At 61.3% G+C, this 22,335-nt stretch carries 19 protein-coding genes and 1 pseudogene; 16 read left to right on the top strand and 4 right to left on the bottom strand.

Annotated elements, in window-relative coordinates; translation table 11 throughout:
- The first annotated feature begins 88 nt into the window (after positions 1 to 88).
- The 11 genes and pseudogenes from A5695_RS10855 (at position 89) to A5695_RS10805 (ending at position 12,396) form a co-directional block, all read left to right on the top strand.
- The gene (locus tag A5695_RS10855; protein ID WP_068080916.1) at positions 89 to 1,741 is read left to right on the top strand and encodes an NAD(P)/FAD-dependent oxidoreductase; all 1,653 of its coding nucleotides are present in this window, start codon (positions 89 to 91) and stop codon (positions 1,739 to 1,741) included.
- A gap of 254 nt (positions 1,742 to 1,995) precedes the next feature.
- Positions 1,996 to 2,784, top strand: coding sequence for an SDR family NAD(P)-dependent oxidoreductase (locus A5695_RS10850; RefSeq protein WP_082946001.1), 789 nt, complete (start codon positions 1,996 to 1,998; stop codon positions 2,782 to 2,784).
- A 102-nt stretch (positions 2,785 to 2,886) separates the two neighbouring features.
- Complete coding sequence (locus A5695_RS10845; RefSeq protein ID WP_068081001.1) at positions 2,887 to 3,531, top strand: TetR/AcrR family transcriptional regulator; 645 nt, start codon at positions 2,887 to 2,889, stop codon at positions 3,529 to 3,531.
- 507 nt (positions 3,532 to 4,038) lie between these two features.
- Positions 4,039 to 5,169: an LLM class flavin-dependent oxidoreductase gene (locus A5695_RS10840; protein ID WP_068080915.1), complete on the top strand. Its 1,131-nt coding sequence runs from the start codon at positions 4,039 to 4,041 to the stop codon at positions 5,167 to 5,169.
- Positions 5,159 to 6,139, top strand: coding sequence for a hypothetical protein (locus tag A5695_RS10835; RefSeq protein ID WP_082945998.1), 981 nt, complete (start codon positions 5,159 to 5,161; stop codon positions 6,137 to 6,139). Before A5695_RS10840 ends, A5695_RS10835 begins: the two co-directional genes overlap by 11 nt.
- A 6-nt stretch (positions 6,140 to 6,145) precedes the next feature.
- On the top strand, positions 6,146 to 7,075 hold the full coding sequence (locus A5695_RS10830) for an NAD(P)-dependent oxidoreductase (RefSeq protein ID WP_082945997.1): 930 nt from the start codon (positions 6,146 to 6,148) through the stop codon (positions 7,073 to 7,075).
- Positions 7,076 to 7,117: 42 nt separating this feature from the next.
- Entirely contained in the window at positions 7,118 to 8,362 is a 1,245-nt protein-coding gene (locus tag A5695_RS27485) for an acetyl-CoA hydrolase/transferase C-terminal domain-containing protein (protein ID WP_082945996.1), read from the top strand.
- Positions 8,363 to 8,827: 465 nt separating this feature from the next.
- Positions 8,828 to 9,724 (top strand): SMP-30/gluconolactonase/LRE family protein, encoded by an 897-nt coding sequence (locus A5695_RS10820; RefSeq protein WP_082945995.1) that lies wholly within the window; start codon positions 8,828 to 8,830, stop codon positions 9,722 to 9,724.
- A gap of 62 nt (positions 9,725 to 9,786) precedes the next feature.
- Entirely contained in the window at positions 9,787 to 10,914 is a 1,128-nt protein-coding gene (locus tag A5695_RS10815; RefSeq protein ID WP_068080897.1) for a 3,4-dihydroxy-2-butanone-4-phosphate synthase, read from the top strand.
- A gap of 11 nt (positions 10,915 to 10,925) precedes the next feature.
- Positions 10,926 to 11,306: a hypothetical protein gene (locus tag A5695_RS10810; protein WP_156749566.1), complete on the top strand. Its 381-nt coding sequence runs from the start codon at positions 10,926 to 10,928 to the stop codon at positions 11,304 to 11,306.
- A gap of 164 nt (positions 11,307 to 11,470) precedes the next feature.
- Positions 11,471 to 12,396 (top strand): annotated as a pseudogene (locus tag A5695_RS10805) (class I SAM-dependent methyltransferase).
- 150 nt (positions 12,397 to 12,546) lie between these two features.
- On the opposite strand, the gene A5695_RS10800 reads toward A5695_RS10805, so the two are convergent.
- Positions 12,547 to 13,245: a hypothetical protein gene (locus tag A5695_RS10800; RefSeq protein ID WP_068080892.1), complete on the bottom strand. Its 699-nt coding sequence runs from the start codon at positions 13,243 to 13,245 to the stop codon at positions 12,547 to 12,549.
- A 566-nt stretch (positions 13,246 to 13,811) separates the two neighbouring features.
- Here A5695_RS10800 and A5695_RS10795 point away from each other — a divergent pair.
- Positions 13,812 to 14,630: an SDR family NAD(P)-dependent oxidoreductase gene (locus A5695_RS10795; protein ID WP_068080887.1), complete on the top strand. Its 819-nt coding sequence runs from the start codon at positions 13,812 to 13,814 to the stop codon at positions 14,628 to 14,630.
- Positions 14,631 to 14,700: 70 nt separating this feature from the next.
- Positions 14,701 to 15,588, top strand: coding sequence for an SDR family NAD(P)-dependent oxidoreductase (locus A5695_RS10790; RefSeq protein ID WP_068080884.1), 888 nt, complete (start codon positions 14,701 to 14,703; stop codon positions 15,586 to 15,588).
- 62 nt (positions 15,589 to 15,650) lie between these two features.
- On the opposite strand, the gene A5695_RS10785 is transcribed toward A5695_RS10790, so the two are convergent.
- Together A5695_RS10785 and A5695_RS10780 are read right to left on the bottom strand one after the other, a co-directional pair.
- On the bottom strand, positions 15,651 to 16,886 hold the full coding sequence (locus A5695_RS10785; protein WP_082945993.1) for an SDR family NAD(P)-dependent oxidoreductase: 1,236 nt from the start codon (positions 16,884 to 16,886) through the stop codon (positions 15,651 to 15,653).
- Between the two features lie 39 nt (positions 16,887 to 16,925).
- Positions 16,926 to 17,723 carry an SDR family NAD(P)-dependent oxidoreductase gene (locus A5695_RS10780; protein WP_197515454.1) on the bottom strand — a complete coding sequence of 266 codons (798 nt, stop codon included), beginning with the start codon at positions 17,721 to 17,723 and terminating at the stop codon, positions 16,926 to 16,928.
- A gap of 210 nt (positions 17,724 to 17,933) precedes the next feature.
- On the opposite strand from A5695_RS10780, the gene A5695_RS10775 reads away from it, so the two are divergent.
- The 3 genes from A5695_RS10775 to A5695_RS10765 all read left to right on the top strand — a co-directional run bounded on the left by A5695_RS10775 (position 17,934) and on the right by A5695_RS10765 (position 21,752).
- A complete protein-coding gene (locus tag A5695_RS10775; protein WP_068080998.1) occupies positions 17,934 to 18,836 on the top strand; it encodes an LLM class F420-dependent oxidoreductase in 903 nt (300 codons plus the stop codon).
- A gap of 169 nt (positions 18,837 to 19,005) precedes the next feature.
- Positions 19,006 to 20,121, top strand: coding sequence for an adenylate/guanylate cyclase domain-containing protein (locus A5695_RS10770; protein ID WP_068080871.1), 1,116 nt, complete (start codon positions 19,006 to 19,008; stop codon positions 20,119 to 20,121).
- 443 nt (positions 20,122 to 20,564) lie between these two features.
- Entirely contained in the window at positions 20,565 to 21,752 is a 1,188-nt protein-coding gene (locus A5695_RS10765) for an epoxide hydrolase family protein (RefSeq protein ID WP_068080868.1), read from the top strand.
- Here A5695_RS10765 and A5695_RS10760 read toward each other — a convergent pair whose 3' ends face one another.
- Positions 21,753 to 22,286, bottom strand: a complete 534-nt coding sequence (locus A5695_RS10760) for a nuclear transport factor 2 family protein (protein WP_068080864.1) — start codon at positions 22,284 to 22,286, stop codon at positions 21,753 to 21,755.
- Positions 22,287 to 22,335 lie beyond the last annotated feature (49 nt).

Raw genomic sequence — 22,335 nt, 5'->3', positions numbered from 1 at the left:
CTGACAACCTCGGGCGCTGCCGGAGTCGCCCCTCGAACCGGCGACCACCGCAATGGGATTAGCAATTCAGCACACCGGAGAGATAGCGATGGATTCGATTCAAAACGACAAGGCCGCATCACAATACGACGTCGTCATCATTGGCGCGGGAGTCACTGGCTTACATCAGCTGTACTGCGTCCGCCAGTTGGGTTTGTCGGTGCGCGCCTATGATTGTGCCGGCGGAGTCGGCGGAACCTGGTACTGGAACAGGTACCCCGGGTGCTGTTTTGACTCCGAAAGCCATACCTACGCCTACGCCTTCTCCGAGGAATTACTGCAGGAATGGGATTGGAAGCATCTCTACTCCAAACAGCCCGACACCGAACGCTACCTTAACTATGTAGCTGACAAATTCGACCTGCGCCGCGATATTCAGCTCAACACGATGGTCGAGGAAGCAAGTTGGGCCGAAGACGAGCACAAGTGGCACCTGCGGCTCAGTACCGGTGAGCATGTGGAGGCCCGATACGTCATCGCGGCCGTGGGGATCCTTCCCGTCACCGCGAACTACATCCCAGACTTCCCGGGTATTGACACGTTTACTGGGTTGGCGCTGCACACCAGCCGCTGGCCGCAGGAGGGCATCGACTTCGAAGGCAAGCGAGCCGCCGTCATCGGCACGGGATCCACTGGCGTTCAGCTGATCCCGCATGTGGCGGCAGAGGCGGCGCAGCTGACGGTGTTTCAACGCACTCCCACCTATTGCGGGCCCCTGCACAACCAGGAAGTCACCCCGGAGATGCAACAACAGTGGAAGGCCACTTACGACGAGATCTTTGAACAGTGTCGGCAAAGCCCAGCAGGCTTTCTCTACGAGTACGACCCACGCCCGACGTTGGAAGTACCGAAAGAGGAGCGCATCGCGCTCTATGAAAAGCTATGGGCGCGTCCGGGATTCGAGAAGTGGCTCGGCAACTTTTTCGACATCACGTTGGACGCTGACGCTAATGAGGACTTCGCCAAATTCGTGCGCGACAAGATCCGCGCACGTATCAAGGACCCGGCCGTAGCCGAAAAACTGGTTCCCACGGACCATCCCTTCGGCACCAAGCGGATTCCGATGGAGACTGATTACTACGAGACGTACAACCGCGACAATGTGCTGCTCGTGGATGTGCGCGAGACTCCGATCGTGGAAATAACCCCCACGGGCATCCGGACCAGTGATCAGGAGTATGAATTTGACGTCATCATCTTCGCCACCGGCTTCGACGCCTTCACCGGCGGATTAACCCACATGAACATCCGCGGCGAGAACGGCGTCACCTTCAAGGAGGCCTTCGCCGAGGGGCCACGCACACTGCTGGGTATGATGACGTCTGATTTCCCAAATTTCTTTACTGCCGTGCCTCGTGCGTTTTGCAACTTCCCGCGTTGCGCCGAGGTCGTCGTGGACTGGATCACCGACTGCCTCAAATACCTCGAAGCCAATGGCACCACCAAGATCGCGCCGAGCCCGCAGGCTGAAATAGCATGGGGCGAACACGTCGACGAGATGGCCAATGAACTACTGCTAGTGAAATCCAACGTTCCGTCATGGTTCAACGGCGGCAACATCCCCGGTAAGAAAGTCCAGTTCCTGCTCTACGCAAATACATTGCCCGGCTTTCGTGAGAAGGTGCAGGAGGTCGCCGACAAGGGCTACGAGGGTTTCGTCATGGAACGCCTCGAGACCTCATCGTCGGTGTCGGTCGGCTGAGCGGGCCGCGAGGGTAGCGGCATGACGCAGACAACGCCACACGGCCACAGCGGCATTGGCGCGTGAATGCGCCAACAAACAGGCCGGCCATGTTCTCATGCAGTGTGTCGCAGCCGGCGCAGCCGCATCGGCAACACGGATCGTGACGGCTTTGATCGAAATGGCCTCTTCGGCACCGCTCAGTTGCATGCGGGGCGCCCGGCGATCTTGACCGGCTTATCGAATCACTCGCTGAAGCGAAAGGATAGTGAACTATGGAGCCGAAGGGCGGAAGACCGATGAGTAGTAGTGAAGCGCCGTCGCTGGAGAATCAGAGCATCATCGTCACCGGGGCGGCTGCCGGCCTAGGCCTTGCCGCGGGTGAGCTGCTTGCTAAGCGTGGCGCGGCGGTCACGCTGGTCGACCTCAACACCGCCAAGGTCGAAGCCGAGGCTAAGCGGATGGCCGACGCCGGGCTCAACGTCGATGCTCAGGTGGTCGATCTGACCGATCGTGACGAGGTGCAAGGGCTGATGGACGGGGTCGCGCAGCGGTACGGGCGCATCGACGGCCTGGTGAACCTGGCGGCGCTGTATCAACCGTGCGAAATCTCCGAGATGAGCGTCGAGTTTTGGCACCGGATCGTGCAATCGAGTTTGGACTCAACGTTCTTCACCTGTCAGGCGGCCCTGCCACATATGACTAAGGCGGGCTATGGCCGGATCGTCAACACATCCTCAGGCGTCGTGCTGATGGGCGGGGCGGGGTGGGGCGCCTATTGCGCCGCCAAGGCCGGCGTGATCGGATTCACGCGGGTATTGGCCCGAGAGGCAGGTCCAGCGGGAATTACCGCTAATGTCATTATGCCCGGCCTGATCGCTACCGAACATGCACTGGAGACGCTCGACGAGCAAGCCATCCAGGTGACCACGGCAATGCAATGCGTCCCGCGACTAGGTGAGCCCGACGATATCGCCCACCCGATCGCATTCTTACTAAGTCGCGAGGCGGGTTTCATCAGCGGACAAACCATCAACGTCGGTGGTGGCATGAATTATCTCTGAGGCGCACTGTGATGAAGGCGATAGGCCTTGTCCACGAAAGGCAGTCGGCACGCAGAGAATCGTAATCGGTTGCGGGTTTCGCACTGTTAGACTCTCGTGTTGATGGACGCCAGCGGGATAGGGAAGAGGCGGGCAGCTGCCCGCGTCGACAGCAGCGAGCGGTATATGAAGCGCCGTCGCGCGGTCGTTGCTGCGGCAGCGAAGGTCTTCAAGGAAAATGGCCTTGCCGACACCAGCATTGATGACATCGCCAAGGCGGCCGGGCTCGACCGAGCCACCCTGTACTACTACGTGGGCAGCAAGCGCGAGCTATTTGACGAAGTCGTCCTCGATGTCCTAGTCAGCAATGTTCAGATGGCTGAAGAAATTCGGGACAGCTCACGTGAAACCGACGTCAAGTTGCAGGAGTTGTTCGAACGGCTTTTGCGATCTTACGCCCAGTTCTATCCCCACATGTATGTATTTCTGCAGGAAGACGCTACGCGGGTCGCCTCGGGCGAAGGAAGCGTCGATGTAGTCGAACTACAGCGACGTTTCGACCGCGCACTGGTGGCTATCATCCAGGAGGGTGTTGACACCGGCGTGTTGCGCAAAGACATCTCACCGCGTCTGGCGGCCTTCGGCCTCATTGGCATGGTGAATTGGACGCATCGCTGGTTCCACCCCGACGGTCCTGTCGGGCCCGACGAGGTGGCGCGGGCCTTCTCAACGGTCGCGATCGAGGGTCTTCGCAAGCGCGACACGTAATAGCCTAGCCCGGTGGGCGGTTCTTCGAAGGCCCTGCCGAAGAACTGCAGCCAGGCCGCTCTGCGCGGCAGCCGACCGGGTCGGCGCAGGTTGAGCGAAGACGCCGAGACACGACGCGGCGCGTACGTGTCCCACCGGTATCGCAGGGTTGTCGCAGCACTCCGGCCGCCGTCAACAAGAACGCGGCAAGGCGACGCGATCATCGCGTTGCTGGAAGGATTCGATCGTCAGCACTCCGGTTGAACATACATCGATGTCAACTGCAAGAGGCGCCGGTCGGACAACCCGACTCCGCACAATGCAGCCGCGGCGCCCTTAGCACCAGTGCCACAGCAATTCTCGTGTGCTCATCCACACTACTCCCCTGGGGCGACCGTGCGCGCGCCGCGAAGCGCGGATGGGATAAATGCAACACTACTGTTGACAGATGTCTTTTGGCGACTAAAGTATTGCTGTGTAGCGCGGATGGTTGCTGCTATTCCCTCGGCAAAGGAGAGGCGGTCCAGCATGGACTTCGGCCTGATGTATGAGCTCGGCGTCGCCCAGCCCGCGGGTGCGGGCGCTGAGCATGAGGTTTTTTGGAATGCTCTGGAACAGGTGGCCGAAGCCGACCGCTTGGGCTACACGCACGTGTGGGCCGTTGAGCACCATTTTCTGCAGGAGTACTCGCACTCTTCTGCGCCTGAAGTTTGGCTTGCGGCTGTCGCCCAGCACACCGAACGGATTCGTATCGGCCATGGCGTCGTACAGGTGCCGGCGGGCTTCAACCATCCCGTTCGTACTGCGGAGCGCGCAGCGGCCCTGGACATCATGTCCAACGGCAGGCTGGAATTCGGCACTGGTCGATCCATCACCAAGGAAGAGCTCGAAGGATTCGGGATCCCGGTCGAAGACAGCCGTCCGATGTGGCGTGAAGCCGTCGAATTGATCCCAAGAATCTGGACCACGGACGGCCCGATCGAATTCAATGGCAAATACACGACCATCCCCAACCGGCCGATCGTGCCGAAACCGCTGCAAAAGCCGCATCCACCGCTGTGGTCGGCGGCGACAAGTCCGCCGAGCTATGCGCTCGCCGGCGAGTTGGGTATGGGCGTTCTCGGCTTCGCCACTGGTATCACGCCCGATGTCATCGGTCGGCGGATTGCCGAGTACAAGGAAGCTCTAAGCAGAGCGACGCCCGTCGGTGCGATCAACGACAATGTTGCGACTTTTATGCTCACCTTCTGTGCGGAATCCGACGCGGAAGCACGGCAAATTGCCGAGGGGCCGTTCGCGGCCTACCTCGACCACACCATGGAGTACTTCTTGCACTGGGGTCGCGGCGGCGAGCTGCCACCAGGTTACGAATGGTATGCCGAGGCGTCGCAACACAGCGCAAAGTTGGCCGACCACATGAAATTCGACTTCCTCATTGAGAATGGCGTGGTCTTGGTGGGCACTCCAGACACGATTTGCACCAACATCAAGAGGTTCGAGGATGTCGGTGTTACGCAGATCATCTGTGGCACACAGTATCCGGGCATCACGCAGGACCAGGCGCTGAGTTCGATCCGGATGTTCGCCCAGGAGGTCATTCCCAACTTCGCCGGCGCCGACGCGCGCACCGGCAGTGAGGAAGTTATTCATGCTGGCTGATATTCACCAGAGCATCGCAGCAACCCGCGTAGACCTCCGCGAGGTCGGTTTACGGGAAGTGCTGCAGTCACACGGCAGTGTGTTGGAGACGAGTGAGAAAGTCGAAATCTTTAATCGTCTACGCGACGCTGGCTGCCGTGAAATGAACGTGGTCGCCTTTGTTAACCCCAACAAGATGCCCCAGATGGCCGACACCGAGGCTTTTCTGCGGTCATTGGGGGAGGCACGGGCCGGCACCACGCTGTCAGGACTGGTACCCAACGAACGCGGGCTTGACCGCGCCCTCGCCATGCGGCAGGAGGGGTTGCTCGACACGGGGCTCCTGGTGTTTTCCGAGAGTTCTGCCACCCTGTCCGCCAATGGCATGGATGCCAATCACGACGCGCTGATCGCCAAGATCGAGCGGTGGGCGGGCACCGCGGCTGACGCAGGCCTAAAGATTTCGGTGTTTGTCAGCGCTTCATACGGTTGCTCGATCGAGGGACCGATCGACCCGGCACGCGTGGTCGAGCACGCGTCGCACCTGCGCAGCCTGCGGGGGGTCAACGAGGTCATCATCTCCGATTCGACCGGACAAGCCGACCCGCTTCAGGTCTTGGACTTACTGAGCCGTTTGGCTGAACATCTGCCGGTGGATCAGCGCCTTGGCCTTCATTTCCACGACACACGTGGCGCCGGACTGGCTAATCTGTTCGCCGCGCTGCTCTCACCGTTCCAACATGTCGTGGTGGACACGGCATTCGGCGGTTGGGGTGGTGACTGGCCGTTTGTTCCCGACGCTTTCGGCAATGTCGCCACCGAGGACGTGGTGGAGATGCTGGTCGGCGTCGGCCTTGACGTGGGGGTCGACGTCGGGAAGATTATGGAACTCACGGCGTTCTACGCCGAACGCAGCGGCCGGCCGGTGGCGGCGAAGCTGACCGACGCCAAGCCGATCGCGTGGAAGCGCCTCGCGCGCTCCTACCGGTAGCCGCGTATGCGTCTACTTGTCGTTGGGGCGAAAGGATTTGTCGGCGCATCGCTGGTACGTACGTTGTTGCGCCGGGGCCACACCGTCACCTCATTAGAGCTACGCGAAGGGCCGGGGCGACTTGCCGACATCGCGGCCGACGTCGAATGGCGTGTCGGTGACTGCACCGACCAAGAAGTACTGCTAGACGTCATCGGCCGACGGGGCGTCGACGGAATCTATTTCGGCCCGTTTTTCCGGCCCCCCAAGGGCACTCCGGCTCTGGCGCGTGAACTCGATGTCATGGCTGCCTCGACATGGCGGGCGTTCCAGCTGGCGCGAGTGCTCGACATCCACCGCATCTTGTTTCCCAGCTCGACCGCTGTTCACGGGCCACAAGACCTGGGCCAAGCGCCGCTAAACGAGATGAGCCCTGTTCTGCCCCACGGGCTTTACGGGGCGATGAAGCTGCTCACTGAGCGCGTAGGGATCGAGATCAACGCATCGCTGCAGCGCAATGTCGTTACGTCGGTGCGAATCCCGTCGGTGTACGGTCCAGGGGCAGCGGTGGCTAGTCGGGGTGTCAACATACCTGCTGTCAGCGCCGCGCACGGCCGGCCGGGCCGCGTTGACTACCAGGCACAGGCGCGTGTGTGTATCGCCCACGTCGACGATATCGGCGAGACGTTGGCCGACCTGTTCGAAGCCAGCCAGCTCGCCCACAGTGTCTACGAGATCGGCGGTGTCGATGCGTCCTTCGGCGAAATCGCCGAGACGGTCGCCGAGCTAGTTCCGGGCGCGTGTACCGAGTTCGGCGACGACGACCGCCCGATTTTGCCGCACGCCATCGACATCAGCCGGCTCCGAGCTGAAGTGAGGGGTCATCACCGGGACCTGAGATCCGGCATGGAGTCGGTCATCCGCTATGAGCGGAGCACCAACCATGCCCATGTGTGACCTGCGTGCACGAATGCACCGGCGCGGCAGCCGCATAGGCGAATGACGGTCGGTAGCGCAGTCGATACCGATGCGATCGACGATGTGCTTGGCAGCGTCTTGCAGCCGGGTCAGGACATTGTCATAGGACAGGGCGCGGGGACCCCGCTGCTGCTGCTATCGGCCCTGGGGCGCCATCGTGATCGGTTGCGAGACAGCAGGATCCTCATCGGCATGCTCTCGGTTGACATGCCTGACCTACCGGGGACTCGCATCCGTACGTTCTTTCCGGCCGGACCCCTGGGCACCGCAGACGAACTCGCCCGCCGCGAAATCATGTATGACCGGATGACGCTCTACGAGCTGGCGCGCGGACTCTACGACGGTGACATCGCCGTTGACGTGGTTCTGGCCCAGGGAACACCGGCCAACAATGGTTGGCACTCATTGGGTGCCTCAGTCGATTACCTTGCGGCCGCGGCTCACCGAGCCTCCACGGTGGTGTTGGAAACAGGTCCAGCGGTTCCCTGGACGGGTACTCGGTCAACAGTTACTGCAGACAGGGTCCTCACCATTTTGGGAAGTGATGGTCCAGCGTGCGACGAGCGGACATCATCTCGGCGACACCATGAGATGGCATCGCACATTCACGCTCTGGTGCCCGACGGCGCCACGGTCCAACTCGGAATGGGACCTTGGGTCGCAGCGGTAGTCGAGTCACTGACTCAGCGTCGGCGTCTGCGCATTCATACCGGTCTACTGGGAGGCTGGGTGCAGGTGCTCGACGAGGCAGGCGCGCTCGGCACCGACGCAAAGGTCGTGGCGACCGGCGCGAGCGGCACCGCGGCGTTCTACCGCTACCTGGATCACGCAACTCATATCGAGCTGGCAGGTGCCCACGAAACCCACGATCCCGGCCGACTGGCGGAATTACCGAAACTGCATGCCGTCAACTCTGCGCTAGAAGTCGATTTGTTCGGGCAGGCCAACACCGAAATTGGGTTCGGCGGACGCCGGGGTGGCATTGGCGGACTTCCCGATTTCGCTAACGCGGCCAGCAAAGCGGACGACGGCTTGTCGATCATCGCGATGTCGGCGACCGCCGGTGCTGTTTCCCGGATCGTGCCGCGATTGCAACCGGAGGCGGTTTCGCTGTCCAGCGGAACAGTCGACGTGCTGGTGACGGAATATGGCGCAGCCGATCTTCGAGGTCTATCTGAAGAGGTACGTGCGCAGCGGATCATCCAGGTGTCGGCACCTGATCATCGGCAGTGGCTTCGCGACGGCTTCGACCACCTGGACAGCTGACACAGCTGCATCTGCAACTCCTGGGCGCACACGCCGGTCGCGGCGTCCCCGCGGATAGATACCGGCCACGCCGGTCGTCCACCCTGCAGCAGCAGTTTCGGTGCAGAGCACTTCAAACCCCCGCGACACGCTGGCATCGATGAGGCGGTGGGCAGAAGCGATTGCGAAACGACAACCGAGAGGGTGCGCGCCGCCTGCAGATGCGCGGCGACCAGTTATCAGCACTAGTGTTGACAAATCTAGGTTGGCGGATTTACGCTGATGGCGTTGGGATTCGCCCCAATGATCTGAGTCGCCTGCCGGCGCCGTCGGCGTCTCATGCAGGTCCGAAGATCCGGTCGGCGCTCTCGCGCGCCAGCCAAAAAGAGTGGAGTCGAGAATGGGAACTGTTGCCCTGACCGCTGACTTCAATACCTCACGGCAATCCAAGCCCGTCCTGGTTTCCGGCAGCTGAGGTCGGCTGGGATGTCTATCATTACCCCGAAAGACTCGACCGAAGCAGGGCCGCGGGTCGTCGCTACGGGACTTGGCTTCACCGAGGGGCCACTATGGACGGCGTCTGACCGCCTGTGGGTCACTAGCGTGTCGCGGGGCTTGATCTACGAGGTGAGTCCCAACGGCCACGCGGAATCGGTGGCCGAGCCAGGTGGTAATCCCACTGGTCTGTGCCAACATTCCAATGGCACAGTGTGGATCGCGCAGGGCGGCAAGCACATTCGGACCCGGTCGGCCCGTACCGCCGAACCGAGCTTGCAGTATGTGCGCGACGGTGTCGTACACGATGCGACAAGTAGTGGTCTGGACACTCCCAGTGACTGCGTCGTCGGGCCCGAGGGGCTCATCTGGCTCACCGACCCACGCGGGGAAGCCATGAGTTCCGACGGGCCCCCCGGCGCGGTCCGTACATTTGATCCGCAGACCGGTGAGTTAGTCACCAGAGTTCGCGACATTGCTTATCCGAATGGGCTGGTGTTCAGCCCAGACGCCTCGGTGCTCTATGTGGCCGAAACGCGCACCGGCCGTGTCCTTCGGTTCTCTTGTCAGAACGGGTCGATCGCATTCGATGCGGTATTCACCCAACTCGCCGATGGCCATCCTGACGGTTTGGCTGTGGACCGCGCCGGCAACGTGTATGTGGCCGGGGCGGATTCCCATGCAGTTCACGTTTTCGACCCTGACGGCGTCGAGATGGAGACGATTGCGCTGGACAGCCGCAGCTTCCCAACCAATGTGTGCTTCGGCGGCGACGATCTGCGCACCCTGTTCGTCACGGACCCAGCCGGGGGCCGCGTCTGGGCGATCCCGTGTCTCCTCTCTGGGCCCATTCCGGCCTGGCCGTCGAAGCAGGTGAGCAGGTCATGAGGGAATCAGCGACTGGCGTTGTGTCGCACGTCTATCGGGTACCGTCTCGCGGGCCTGGACCGTTGGGGACAGTCACCCGCAGCGATGCGGTCACGCAGGCGATCACCCAGATCGGGACCGGTCAGGCGGTGATCGTCGTCGATGACACCGGCGCTGGGTGCGAGGGGGCTGTGGTCTTTGCCGCGGCGACAGCGACAACCGAGCTGGTCGCGTTCGCAGTGCGGCACACCGCCGGATACCTGTGTGCGCCGATGACAGCAGCCGAATGCAGTCGACTTGAGCTGCCCCTCATGCCTAACGCCGACGACAGCGAGCAAGGGCCCGCGTACACGGTTACCGTCGACGCGCGACATGACATCACCACGGGGATCTCAGCGGTCGACCGCGCACACACCCTTCGGTTGCTGGCTAACCCGGGGAGTTCGCCGCGTGACCTGACTCGCCCCGGCCATGTTGCGCCGCTGCGCACTGACGATAGGGGAGTGCTGGCTCGCCCCGGCATCGGCGAAGCTGCACTAGATCTGGTCCGTTTGGCGGGTCTTCCTTCCGTTGCCGCATTCGGCCACGTGGTATCGCCGATCAATGGCGAGATGGCAAGCTACGAAGAACTCACGACTTTCGCCGCTGAATACGGTCTGGTGTGTGTCGGGATCAGAGAGCTGGTCGCCTATCGACGAAAGAGCGAGAAGCAGGTCTCCCGCAGCAGTGAGACGCCCGTGCCGACACCGTTTGGAAATTGTCGCGCGATCTCGTTCCGGAGTCTGCTCGACGGAATTGAGCACGTAGCGATCGTGTATGGAGACATTGGTACCGGCGTAGAAGTCGTGACGAGCATTCACGTCGAATGCGTGACGGGTGACGTGTTCGGGTCGCTGCGATGCCGATGCCGCTCGAGCCTTGATGCCGCCCACAGGAGTATAGCCACCGCGGGCCGAGGCGTCGTCATTTATCTGCGAGATCAGCGGGGCCACAGCGCAACGAGGTTGGACGAGCAACGTGACGTGGCGATGGTGACGGTAGCTCAAATGCTCCGCGACTTGGGCGTGCGCTCCGTGCGTCTCATCGCCACAGGTCCAGTTGACGAATGGGAACTGGCATCACACGGAATCGAAACCGTTGGGCGCCTTCCGTTATCAACGCCACCTGAACACTGCCAGGCCGGTAGCAGTCTAGCGCGGGCAGTGCAGTGATGAACAGGCGCATGCTGACCGATGCAGAAGTAGCGTGGCATCTGGCCGATGCGGCACGGCCGTGCCTGAACCGACCACAGCGGCAGATGATCTATATCGAGCTTGGCGCCGGTGACGAGCTGCGCGCGATCGAGCGAATATTGCGCACCGTCGTTGACAGGGGCTTCGAACTTCCGCCCGGCGCCATAAAAATGGTGCGGTCCTGGACCGAGCGCTACCGCGGCAGTGCTTTCGAGCCCATGTTCGACCATCTGCTCGGCGGGCTCGCTCCCCGAAATGACTACTCGGGCACGGAAAATGTCGACGGGCCGATCGGGGAAGTTTATCGGCTGAATCTGCGTCCTCGGTCCTACGCAAACCTGCAGTACGGCCGAGCCGCGCACAGTGCTTAGCGAGGCGGAATCCGCGATGGACCGTCTTGCTTGGTGATCTTCTAAGCGCTGCACCGCGGTACCGAGCTACAAAACCGTTGCCGTGCCCTGCCCGTGGAACTCGCGTTGGCAGGAGGCGCTTGCACACACGGTTCCGGCCGGAATAGCACACGAAAGGGCAGAGCTTGGCGCGCAACGACAATGACTCGTGGGACCTTGCCTCCAGCGTGGGATCGACCGCGACCGCTGCGGCGGCCGGACGGGCCGTAGCCAGCCGGCGGCCCAATCCGATCATTAACGACCCCTTTGCTGAGCCGTTGGTTCGGGCTGTGGGGGTGGACTTTTACACTCGCCTTGCTTGCGGCGAACTCGATCCGGCCGAGGTCGACGCTGGCCATGGCGATCCGACATTCGGCCTAGCACGAATGTGCGACATGATGGCAGCGCGCACACGCTATTTCGACGGCTTTGCCTTAGGCGCGGTCGGTGGCGGCATACGGCAAGTGGTGATTTTGGCTTCGGGGCTCGATGCGCGAGCTTACCGGCAGCAGTGGCCAGCCGGCACGACACTCTACGAGATTGACCAGCCCGAGGTCATCGAGTTCAAGACCGAGACACTTGCGCAACTGGGCGCACGCCCAACAGTTGACACCGTTCAGTGGCAATCGATTTGCGCCACGACTGGCCCACCGCACTGCAAGAAGCCGGTTTCAGTGCCACCCAGCCTAGCGCCTGGATCGCCGAGGGGCTCCTGCCGTTCCTACCTCCCGTTGTTCAGGACCGGCTGTTGGACAACATCACCGGGTTGAGTGCGCCGAGCAGTCGGGTCGCTACGGAGAACATCCCGGCGACGTTGGCGCAGGTAAGTGTCCGGCTCACAGCGGCCACCAAACACTGGCGGACGTACGGCCTTGACAAGGAATGGGCCGATCTCTGGTACACGGGGGAGCGCAACGACGTGGCCGAATACCTGTCTAGATGTGGCTGGCGCGCATTCGCCAACAGCGGTTCCGAGCTGTTCGCCGCCAATGGCTTGTACAGCGATCCGCATCACCAGGATCAGGCGGCGATAGTCAATTCGCTCGCCTATGTTGACGCAATCCGCGGCTAGCGCAGCCTTCGGCGACGCACCGTGATGTCCATGGCGCTCGCCCTGTGGTGGGTCAGACCTTCGCGCGTGCGCGAGACAGTGTGACGCACAACGGCATTGGAGACGTGCCCTGCTAACGCCGCGGCATCAGGGGGCATGCAAACTTCGTCGTCAAGTCGCGGGCGCGGTCGCTTTAGAAGGCGGTGCGCCTTCACAGGTTTCTTCCACGGCTTGCCTGTTGAGTGCCTTGTTCAACAGCGTGGCCGCCATCGCAAACCAGATACTGAACAGAACTATCGGCGACCAGAATGCCAGCAGGCCGTTCCAGGCGAATGGGCCGCTGCGAGTCAGAAAGGCGACCGCGCCGCCCTCGAACATCAATGCCGTCCAAGCAGTGAAGTACCCGAACCAGCGTGGAAACGGCGAGTCTGCAATGGTATTCGGTGTCAGGCAGATCACCGCCAGGGCCACCCAGATGAAAATGACGTACTGGTCCGTGGTGACGAACGAAAGCACACCGAGCTCATGCATCAAAGTTGTAACTTCTGGTGACCGACCCGGGGTGAAGGCCGCCACACCCCAGAAGAGCGGACACAACACCAAGAAGACGCTCATCAAAGGTCCGCTAACGCACGCAAGCAAGGTCCAGACCGGCGGCTTGCCGCGCTCGTGCCGATACATCTGGACCGTGAGCACTACGACGAACGGGAGCCAGAAAGCACCGGTCCAGCCGCCGATCGCTGCCCCAACTTTGATCTCGGTGCTGTGCTCGGCGTAGAACTGTGCCACCTGCTGCGATGACCACTTAGCCGTCGGAGGCGGAAACATGTGCAGCAAGAAGCGCAATGCGATCACATAGATGACCGCCATGACGAGGCACCACCAGACGAGAACTTTTTGACTGCCTACGGCCACCGTTCAGACACCCTTGTCTCATGGCTTCCACTGCGTCACCGTGTGACTGGCGCCCCACGGCAATGCCCCGTAGCCAACACTGTAAGCAGCCGTCTCGACGACCGTCAACATCATCATTGATGGAGGTTTGTTGCCGGCGTCAGGCGGCGACGTCGCGCCAGTTGCCAGCGCCGGACAACGCATCGTTGCGCACCGAGCGAACCGGTATTGAAGCGGCTTTATAGCGCATGGGTGATCCGATTCATCACGTGTCGCGCGCATCCCCATGACGCCAATATCATCTCGTTTCGAGCGGGTACCTTTAAGGTATCAACGAGGTAGTTGATACACCGTCTAAGGTGGGATACGATCCGAATTGGTGTGCCCGAGGTTCGGAATGGGGCGGTTGGCTAACCGATCGGAGAGCTCCAGACTGTAGCCTCGTGACCTCGTGACCAGTCGGTTTTGCCGCGTGGGTCGGCCCCGCTCGCCGCGGTAATCCCCCCATAGGGCCTGGCGCTAATCGAAACCAGGAGAAGAAAATGCTTGTCCGAGACCTTCGATTCTTCATCACCGGTGGTGCCTCGGGAATCGGAGCCGGGACGGCAAAGGTCGTCGCACGCCAGGGCGGTATCCCCACGATTTGCGATGTGAACGATGAGCTGGGCGAGCAGGTTGTGGCCGACATCAAGTCCGAGGGTTACCAGGCGCTGTACCTGCACTGCGACATCACCGATGGTGATCAGGTCGCGAAAGCGATGGCCAAGTCGGCGAAGGTGTTCGACGGCATCGATGTCTTGCACAACAACGCCGGCGTGCACGACGCACGCCTGTTTCCCGATCCGTCGCTCGACGCACTGACGGCTGATGATTTCCGCAAGGTACTCGAGGTCAATCTCGTCGCTCCCTGGGTCAGCTCGAAGCTGGCCCTTCCATACCTGCGCCAGAGCTCGAACGCCTCCATCATTAACTCGGGGTCTGTCGCCTCGATCGTCGGGTATGCGCTGGGCATTTGCTACGGGGCGTCCAAGGGCGGTATTGACCTCCTGACGAAGAACCTCGCGATCGCGCTGGCGCCCGACCGTATTCGGGTCAATTGCTACTGTCCGGGGGCGGTGCGCACGCCGCTCGCTGAGACCTACATCGAGCAGGTCGGCTTAGAGGCATTCGTCCGGTCGAACACTGCAACCAATCTCGTACCGCGCATGGGAGAGCCCGAGGACATCGGTAATCTCGTATGTTTTCTGGCAAGTGAAATGTCTTCGTACATCAACGGAGTCACCTATGTAATCGACGGTGGCGCTCTTGCGTGGCGCGGGACGCTCGATCAAATTGGGATGGAACCTGAGGGCCTGCGCTAAGTCCCGCCGGCGCAGGGATGCCCAGGATCGCTGAGAGTGGCGGAGCCGAATCGGTAGGGAAGGATTGTCATTGGGCATCCTGGAGGAGCGGGCCAACCTGGTCGGGAAGTCGGCCCTCGTTATCGGCGGCGCAACAGGTTTGGGGGGAGCGGTATCGCGCGACCTTGCCCGGGCTGGGGCACACGTCGCGGTGTGCGATATCGACGCCGAAGCACTAGCCGAGACCGCCGACGCGATTGAACGGCAGAACCGGCTGTTGCTGTCGGACGTGTTCGATGTTCGTGATCCCGAAGCGATCGACCGGTTCTTCGTCGCGTTCGACGAAATCGCACCGCGGGTCGACATCCTCGTGAATGTCGCTGGTGGAACGCGTTTCGCGATGTTCGCTGACAGCACGCCGGAAATGTGGGAGGCCGATGCCCGGTGGAATTACCTCTATGTGTTGCACACCTGTCAACGCGCGACACAGCGAATGCATGGCGGGCGCGGCTCGATCGTCAACATCACCACGATCGAAGCGCACCGGGCCGCTCCCGGCTATAGCGTCTATGCAGGCTACAAGGCGGCATTGGCGAACTTCAGCCGTAGCCTCGCGGTCGAGTTGGGGCGCAGTGGAATTCGTGTCAACACGGTCGCGGTTGAGTCCATCCCGACTCCTGGAACCTCACGGATTCGCGGTGGTTTTGACTGGAAGGATCCAGACCGGGCTGAGGAACTGACGAAGGCCGGCTACGAAATGTATGTTCCGCTGGGTCGCCCCGGCACACCCGAGGAACTGTCTAACGCCGTCCTGTTCCTGGCTTCTGACCTGTCGTCGTTCATCACCGGTACAGCGGTACATGTCGACGGCGGTGGCTGGGCGTCATCGGGTTGGACACGGTGGCCGGGCGACGGCTGGTTGTTTCCTCGCCCCAGTCCGCAGGCGCTAGAGCGCTTGTATCCTCGCGCCGATCGATAGATGAGGCGCGGTCGACTGCGGCAGTTGGGGTTTGCGGGATGCTGGTCCAGTGGGGCAAATGTTCAGACGGCAACTGCGCGAAGCAACTGCTCGACGTGGTCGCCGTTACCGCTGAGCCTCAGGCGTCCCTCGCGCACCAGATCGTTGAGTCTTTCTTGCTTCAGGATCAGTCCGCGAAACGCGGCTGGGTCGGCCTCGATGACTGCGTCGGTGGGGCCGTCGGATTGTCGCGAGAGTTGCAGCTTCCCGTCCTCGACTCGGCAGAAGATCGGCGACGAATCCAGCCGGAGTTCGTAGACGCCATCGGCGGAGCCCTCTGGTTCTGGTTCAAAGCGACTACTGAGCACCATCATGCTGATCAGTAGGTCACGGTTGATCAGCGAAGGGCCGTCGGCGTCATAGATGTTCTCGGGATTTGCCCGCACCGCTTGATCAAGTTCGGTGGCTCCGACGCCGACAAAAATCCGCCAACGGTTCTCCCGCACCCCGGTGAGAATGTCTCCGGCCGCTTGAACCGACGGCATGGCGAAGACGTCTGATTGCATGACGTCCATGAGGTGGTTGAGGGTTTCGTCGGAACTGTCCTGCACAGGCACACCCATACCGGTCAGGTATGTGCGTAGGTGCTCGGTCCCCGACGTGACAGTGCCATCGGAGCTGGACCGCAGGATCTGCTGGCTGTTGGCGCGAATGCCGGTCCCCACGCCGCCGGGCATGACGAGGGACACACCGACGTGGGGTGCGTGGGTTCGGAAATCCTCGATCAGGGCCTCGGTAAAGCCCCGCACCGCCCATTTGCCCGCGCTGTAGGAGGTGCTGGGCGCGCCGGGTCCATGAACGGCGCGCAATGCATTGATGCTGGCCGTATTGATCACATGCCCCTCGTCGCTGGCGACGACCAGTGGAACGAACGCGCGGCAGATGTTGTAGACGCCTAACCAGCAGACGTTGAAGACTCGCTCCCACGCAGCGCGATCGTCGGCCAGGAAGCTGCCCGCGCCAAATATGCCCGCGTTGTTGAATAGCAGATTGACCTTGTCGGTGTGGTGCTGGTCGAGCACCTCATCCCGGAAGCGACCGACCGCGGCTTCGTCGGTGATGTCGCAAATGTGCGTCGTAACGCGGGTTCCCGTAGGGGCTGCAGCGGTGGCCTGGACGCGGGTTTCGTCCAGTGCCGAGGCGGAAAGGTCGCACGCGGCAACTGCACAACCTTCCGTGGCCAGCAAGGTCACCAAATCACGGCCCATTCCGCTGCCTCCGCCGGTGACGACTGCCAACTTGCCCGCAAAGGACTTCATCAAATACTTCTCTTCTCGGTTCGTGTGAATAGTGGCCGGTTACTTGCGAATTGATGCCAACTCGCCGGCTTGTCCGACTTGGGTTGAGTTGGCCTCTTGGAGGAGTCGCAGAATATGGGGCGGAACCGCGAGGTTGCCCTCGGGGTCTCGTTGGAAGGCGGGGGAGTGGTCAAGGGTCAATTCGTCCATGCGAGTACGCAGCATCCGCCCCACCGCATAGATGTCGGCCGCCTCGTCGATAGCGGCTTTCGAGGTGCGACCTTCGGAATAAACGGTGCGCAGCATGGGGGTATCAACTCGTCCCGGTGAGGCCAAGGCGACTGCGATGCCGCGCTCTCGGACGTCACCAGCCAGGGCATGGCCAAACGAGATGAGCGCGGCTTTCGACATTCGATATCCGTAATTGCCCACTGTGCGCGCGCCGAGGATTCCAAAGGGCACCAACCCCATGCTGTTGATGAGCATGATCTTTGCGCCCTTTTTCATGCGCGGCAGGACAGCCAGCACTACACGGATGCAACCCAGTGTATTCACATCGAACATTTCGGCGAGGTTAGTGACGTCGATGTCGTCGAGGCCGGCGGAGTCTTTGTTGATGCCCGCATTGCAGATAAGCGCGTCGACTCCCTGTGGCCCCACTCGATCCGTCAGTTGTGCGACCGCGTCGGTGTCGGTGAGATCGATGCCGTCGATCACCTCGACGCCGAGCGCTTCCAACTCGGGTGACGTTTGACGACAGACCGCAAGCACGTGATCGCCGCGCTCGGCATAGGCAGATACCAGGCCGAGTCCGAGGCCTCTATTGCTACCCGTGACGAGCACTCGTAACGAAGCCACCCGACAAATCTAGTCCCGGTAAGCAACGGTAGTCAACACCAACGATGATGGAGTAGAACCCGGTCGGGCGATTTGTTGGCTGAGGCACCGCAAATACCTTGCAAAACACCAGTTCAGAACAACCGTCAACGCAATGAAGGCCGCTGGCCAGCGCCCATGCAGCTGTCAACGTACTTGTAGATGGTGCAACAGGCAATTTATGCTCGCGGCATGACCAAGGTCGGTGTGGTGTTCCCGCAGCTGGAAATCGGGCGCGATCCTGGCGCGATTCGGGAGTATGCAACGGCGGTCGAAGATATGGGGTTTCACCACATCCTCGCGTATGACCACGTGCTGGGCGCCGATACTGATCGCGATGACGTGAACATGCTGAAGTGGCCACCTGGGCATTACACGTATCGCGAACAATTCCACGAGCCGCTAATACTGTTTGCCTATCTTGCCGGGCTGACGCGAACCGTGGAGCTAGTGACAGGGGTATTGGTGCTGCCCCAAAGGCAGACTGCTCTCGTCGCTAAGCAGGCCGTGGAAATCCAAGTCCTCAGCAATAACCGCTTACGCCTTGGCGTAGGCGTTGGATACAACCACTTGGAGTTCCAGGCGCTAGACGTAAGCTTCGAGGGCCGGGGCCGGCGTATCGAGGAGCAGATCGGTGTGCTACGCGAGCTGTGCAGTAAGCAGCTGGTCACGATGCACGGCGACTATCACCGCTTGGACCGCGTCGGTTTGAATCCGCTTCCCGATTCACCGATTCCGATATGGATGGGCGCCACTTCGCCGGCGGGGTTTCGCAGGGTGGCGGCGATGGCTGACGGCTGGATATGTCCGGGCGGCGCACTGTCTCCGATGGTCCGCCACTGGTTAGACCAGCTCGATCGGGCGCTCTCCGGCACCAGATCGCCGTCGCCTTCATTCGGTATCGACGGGCGCTTGGACGTGCGTTTTCGGCCGGATGAGGAGGTTATGCGCGAGATGGCTCTGTGGCAAAAGATCGGCGCGACGCACGTCAGCGTCAATACGATGGCGCCATACGATCGGCGATCGGAAACCCTCTCCGTCGACGGCCACATTGGGCTACTTCAGCACACACGTGAACTGATCGAGCTGTCTTAGCGCAACTCCGATGGACAGTTTGCGAATCGCGTTCAGGAAGGCGGCAACGCGAGATCGTGCGACGAGCCCACCTGCCCGGTATGACTCGCCGCCGCTTGAACAGTTGGTGGCATGGCGCAAATCCGGCTTCATGTCACGTGTGACCTCTTAGGAATTGGGCGTTCACGCGGTGGATGAGCAAGATATCGACGCACTGGGCTTGCTCACTGGCCTACGGGGTCAGGCGCGGACGGAGCGTGCTCAGCTCGTTATGTGGTTACTCGAGAAGGGATTTGACCCCGATCAGATTCGCGGCACCTATAGTCCGATATTCTTGCCGCCAAACCGGGTCACCGGCGATGATGGCACGTCGGTGTCGGCGCGCGAACTCTCCGCATCCAGCGGCGTCGACCTCGAGTTGTTACAGCGCTTACACCGTGCGGCTGGTCTGGTCCAGGTGGAGGATCCCGATGCCGCCGTCCTTTCGCGCGCTGACGCTGAATCGGTCCTGGGCATCGCGCGCCTCGCAGACCTGGGCTTTGACGTTGAACAGCTCGTTTTACTTGCGCGGTTGCTCATGGAAGGCTTCACCGGCGCAGCGGTCACCATGCGCCAAGCCGCGTTGCAAGCTGTCCTGCATCCCGGCACTACTGAACTCGAGCTCGCGCAGGCATTTGAGGGACTCGCGCATGAGGTCAAGCCTCTCCTTGGCCCGATGATCACCGACTTGTTCAAAGTGGCCCTACGGCATTCGTTTGAAACCGAGGCCATCAACGCGGTCGAACGCGCGTCCGGCTGCCTTCGCGGAGCTCGCGAGGTCGGGATCGCTTTTGCTGACCTGGTCGGTTTTACCACCCTGGGAGAGCAGCTCCCGCCTGAAGACCTCGTACTAATTGCCGGTCGCCTGGCCGAGCTCACACGCGAAGTGGTCCGCGCTCCGGTTCAATTCGTCAAAGCGATCGGCGACGCGGTCATGCTGGTTTGTGCTGATCCAGCTCAACTACTGACAACGATGCTCGATCTCGTCGACGCCACGAAAATCAGCGAATTTCCGCCATTACGAGTCGGGCTTGCGTTCGGCCCAGCGATCGGCCGCGCTGGCGACTGGTACGGCAGTCCAGTCAATTTGGCTAGTCGTGTGACCGAAGTGGCGCCATCCGGCATGGTCCTGGCCACCGAATCGGCGCGCACTGCAATAGGTGAGTGTGTCGGCATCGAGTGGTCAATTGGCCAGGCGCGTCAGCTCAAAGGTGTTCCTGGCGTCGTCCGTGTGTTTAGCGCCCATCGGGTACCGAATTCGCGCTAATTGTCAATTGGCGTACTCCGGGCGTTAAGCCCAATCACCGTTGCTGGAATGCAATCATTAATCCTTCCGGGTTCGTCGGCCCCCACGGGGCGCACTGCGAATCGGGTAGTTGATGACCTCGCCCGGCGAGTCGGTGCCGAAGAACAAACCAAATACCAGCCGGCGACCAGCCGACCATCAACGGGGTCGTTGACATCCTGATCCGTGGGTCATTAGTCTCAGCTCATTCACTGAGCCAACCCGACGAGCTCTCCTCGGCGGGCCCCGCGTACAGGCAGAACGAACGGTACCTGGGAGGGGGCTCTTTGGGTGCCGCTACGTACGTTCTCTTCGAGTTGGCGTCCCGAAAGAGTTTATGGGGGCCGCTGAGTATCCCGGGTCGACGTGGCGGATGACATCGGGTGGGGAGGCTCCACCGTGCCGCATGGACTGGGAGGTTCTCCTTGAAGATTGAGCCGTTCGTCGTTGAACTCCCGCAGCAAACGCTCGAGGATGCGCGTCGCCGTCTGGCTAACACCCGCTATCCCATTGACTTTGCCAATGCCGACTGGGGATACGGTACGAACGCGGAGTACCTGGCCGAACTGGTCGATTACTGGATCGAGGCCTTCGATTGGTCGGCTCAAGCCGCCGCGATCAATGCCTACAAACATTACCGAGTCAAGCTCGACGAGATCCCGATTCACTTCATGCACGTCCCGGGCCGGGGCCCCGCGCCGATGCCGCTGGTGCTCAGCCATGGCTGGCCATGGACATTCTGGGATTTCAAGGATGTGATCGGCCCCCTGACTGATCCTGTCGCTCACGGCGGCCGTCCCGATGACGCGTTCGAACTGATCGTCCCCTCGCTGCCCGGGTTCTGCTTCTCAACGCCCTTGACGGTGCCTGGCATCAATTCTTCGAGAACTGCTGATTTGTGGCATCGCTTGATGACTGATGTGCTGGGTTTCGACCGCTTCGCCGCGTCAGGAGGGGACTGGGGTAACGCGATCACCACGTTGATCGGACACAAGTATCCGAACCAAGTGATCGGAATTCACACCTGCGGCAGAGCCGCGTACCCCGGCATCTGGGCTACCAGACGCTATTGGGATCCCTGGGGTGACACCCTCTATTCACTCCCTCAGGACTACCGGGAAAGCTACGTTTCTCTGCATTCGAAATGGGTCAGCCACGTCGCCACCCAAACTCTGGATCCACAGACCTTGGCCTATGCGATGCACGACTCACCCGCGGGCCTATGCGCGTGGCTACTTGAACGCCGCAGGACTTGGAGCGATTGCGATGGCGACGTGGAGAAGTGCTTCAGCAAAGACTTCCTGATAACCACCACACTGCTTTACTGGGCGACAGACTCGTTCGTCACTTCTGTCCGCTTCTACCGTGAAGCGTGTCTGAACCTATGGCAGCCATCTACTCCCGTGCCGCCGCTGGTCACTGTTCCGACAGGAATGACCGTATTTCTACGGGAGGTTCCGCGCCTGCCGCCGGAATTGGAGCAAGAGCACACGCTGCTTTTCCCGAACACCCACTACCGCGACGAACGTACGGCCGGTGGGCATTTCAGTGCTGCCGAACAGCCCGAGGCAATCGTCGAGGGGATACGGGAAACGTTTCGGCCGTTGCGGTGATCAGTGAGCGGCGCGCGACCCGAGGTCGGTGTTGAGCAATGTGTAAAGCGGATCCCCGGGTCCCTGCTCGCCGGGGCGGAACGAGAGAGCGCCGGCCGGCAGGTCGGGCAGATCGCTGAATCTGCACCAATCTTGGACGACGACCCGATTCGCGATCTTCCAGGTGCCGTCGCGCTCTTCGAATTGATCGACGTAGCGCCCTGCTCGCATTCGGAGTTGCTTGCCTTGATCTCCAATGACTACCGAGGTCGACAGGTAGTACGTTTCGCCGTGAGCGATGGACCCGTGCAGGTCATAGAGGGCATTGCCGACCATGTGGGTGGTGATCTCGTTGCTGGCGGCCGCCTCGGCTATCGAGTCAGCGATCGTGTCGCCGCTGAGAAGGAGCGAACCGAATTCGCAGTTGGCATCGGGGTGAAATGCCGCGGCGATCAAGTCGCGGTCGACTCGATCGACGCCGCGGCAGTAGCGCAAGACGACTTCGTGGATCGCCTGTTTGGTCAACAGGTCCTGGACCGCGTGCTCGGCGCTCATACCTAATCCTTCCCCTAACATGCCAGGGCCAACGCAGAGCAGGCCGTGC

This window comes from Mycobacterium sp. E1747, from assembly GCF_001667775.1.
GTDB lineage: Bacteria > Actinomycetota > Actinomycetes > Mycobacteriales > Mycobacteriaceae > Mycobacterium.
This window is presented reverse-complemented; position numbering and strand designations above follow the sequence as displayed.

Excerpts from the sequence above, each read along its gene's own strand:
- A5695_RS10845 (WP_068081001.1), top strand. The coding sequence starts at position 2,887 with ATGGACGCCAGCGGGATAGGGAAGAGGCGGGCAGCTGCCCGCGTCGAC.
- A5695_RS10785 (WP_082945993.1), bottom strand. The coding sequence starts at position 16,886 with ATGAAGTCCTTTGCGGGCAAGTTGGCAGTCGTCACCGGCGGAGGCAGC.
- A5695_RS10795 (WP_068080887.1), top strand. The coding sequence starts at position 13,812 with ATGCTTGTCCGAGACCTTCGATTCTTCATCACCGGTGGTGCCTCGGGA.
- A5695_RS10835 (WP_082945998.1), top strand. The coding sequence starts at position 5,159 with ATGCTGGCTGATATTCACCAGAGCATCGCAGCAACCCGCGTAGACCTC.
- A5695_RS10830 (WP_082945997.1), top strand. The coding sequence starts at position 6,146 with ATGCGTCTACTTGTCGTTGGGGCGAAAGGATTTGTCGGCGCATCGCTG.
- A5695_RS10855 (WP_068080916.1), top strand. The coding sequence starts at position 89 with ATGGATTCGATTCAAAACGACAAGGCCGCATCACAATACGACGTCGTC.
- A5695_RS10760 (WP_068080864.1), bottom strand. The coding sequence starts at position 22,286 with ATGAGCGCCGAGCACGCGGTCCAGGACCTGTTGACCAAACAGGCGATC.
- A5695_RS10810 (WP_156749566.1), top strand. The coding sequence starts at position 10,926 with ATGCTGACCGATGCAGAAGTAGCGTGGCATCTGGCCGATGCGGCACGG.
- A5695_RS27485 (WP_082945996.1), top strand. The coding sequence starts at position 7,118 with ATGACGGTCGGTAGCGCAGTCGATACCGATGCGATCGACGATGTGCTT.
- A5695_RS10840 (WP_068080915.1), top strand. The coding sequence starts at position 4,039 with ATGGACTTCGGCCTGATGTATGAGCTCGGCGTCGCCCAGCCCGCGGGT.
- A5695_RS10850 (WP_082946001.1), top strand. The coding sequence starts at position 1,996 with ATGGAGCCGAAGGGCGGAAGACCGATGAGTAGTAGTGAAGCGCCGTCG.
- A5695_RS10800 (WP_068080892.1), bottom strand. The coding sequence starts at position 13,245 with ATGGCGGTCATCTATGTGATCGCATTGCGCTTCTTGCTGCACATGTTT.
- A5695_RS10820 (WP_082945995.1), top strand. The coding sequence starts at position 8,828 with ATGTCTATCATTACCCCGAAAGACTCGACCGAAGCAGGGCCGCGGGTC.
- A5695_RS10775 (WP_068080998.1), top strand. The coding sequence starts at position 17,934 with ATGACCAAGGTCGGTGTGGTGTTCCCGCAGCTGGAAATCGGGCGCGAT.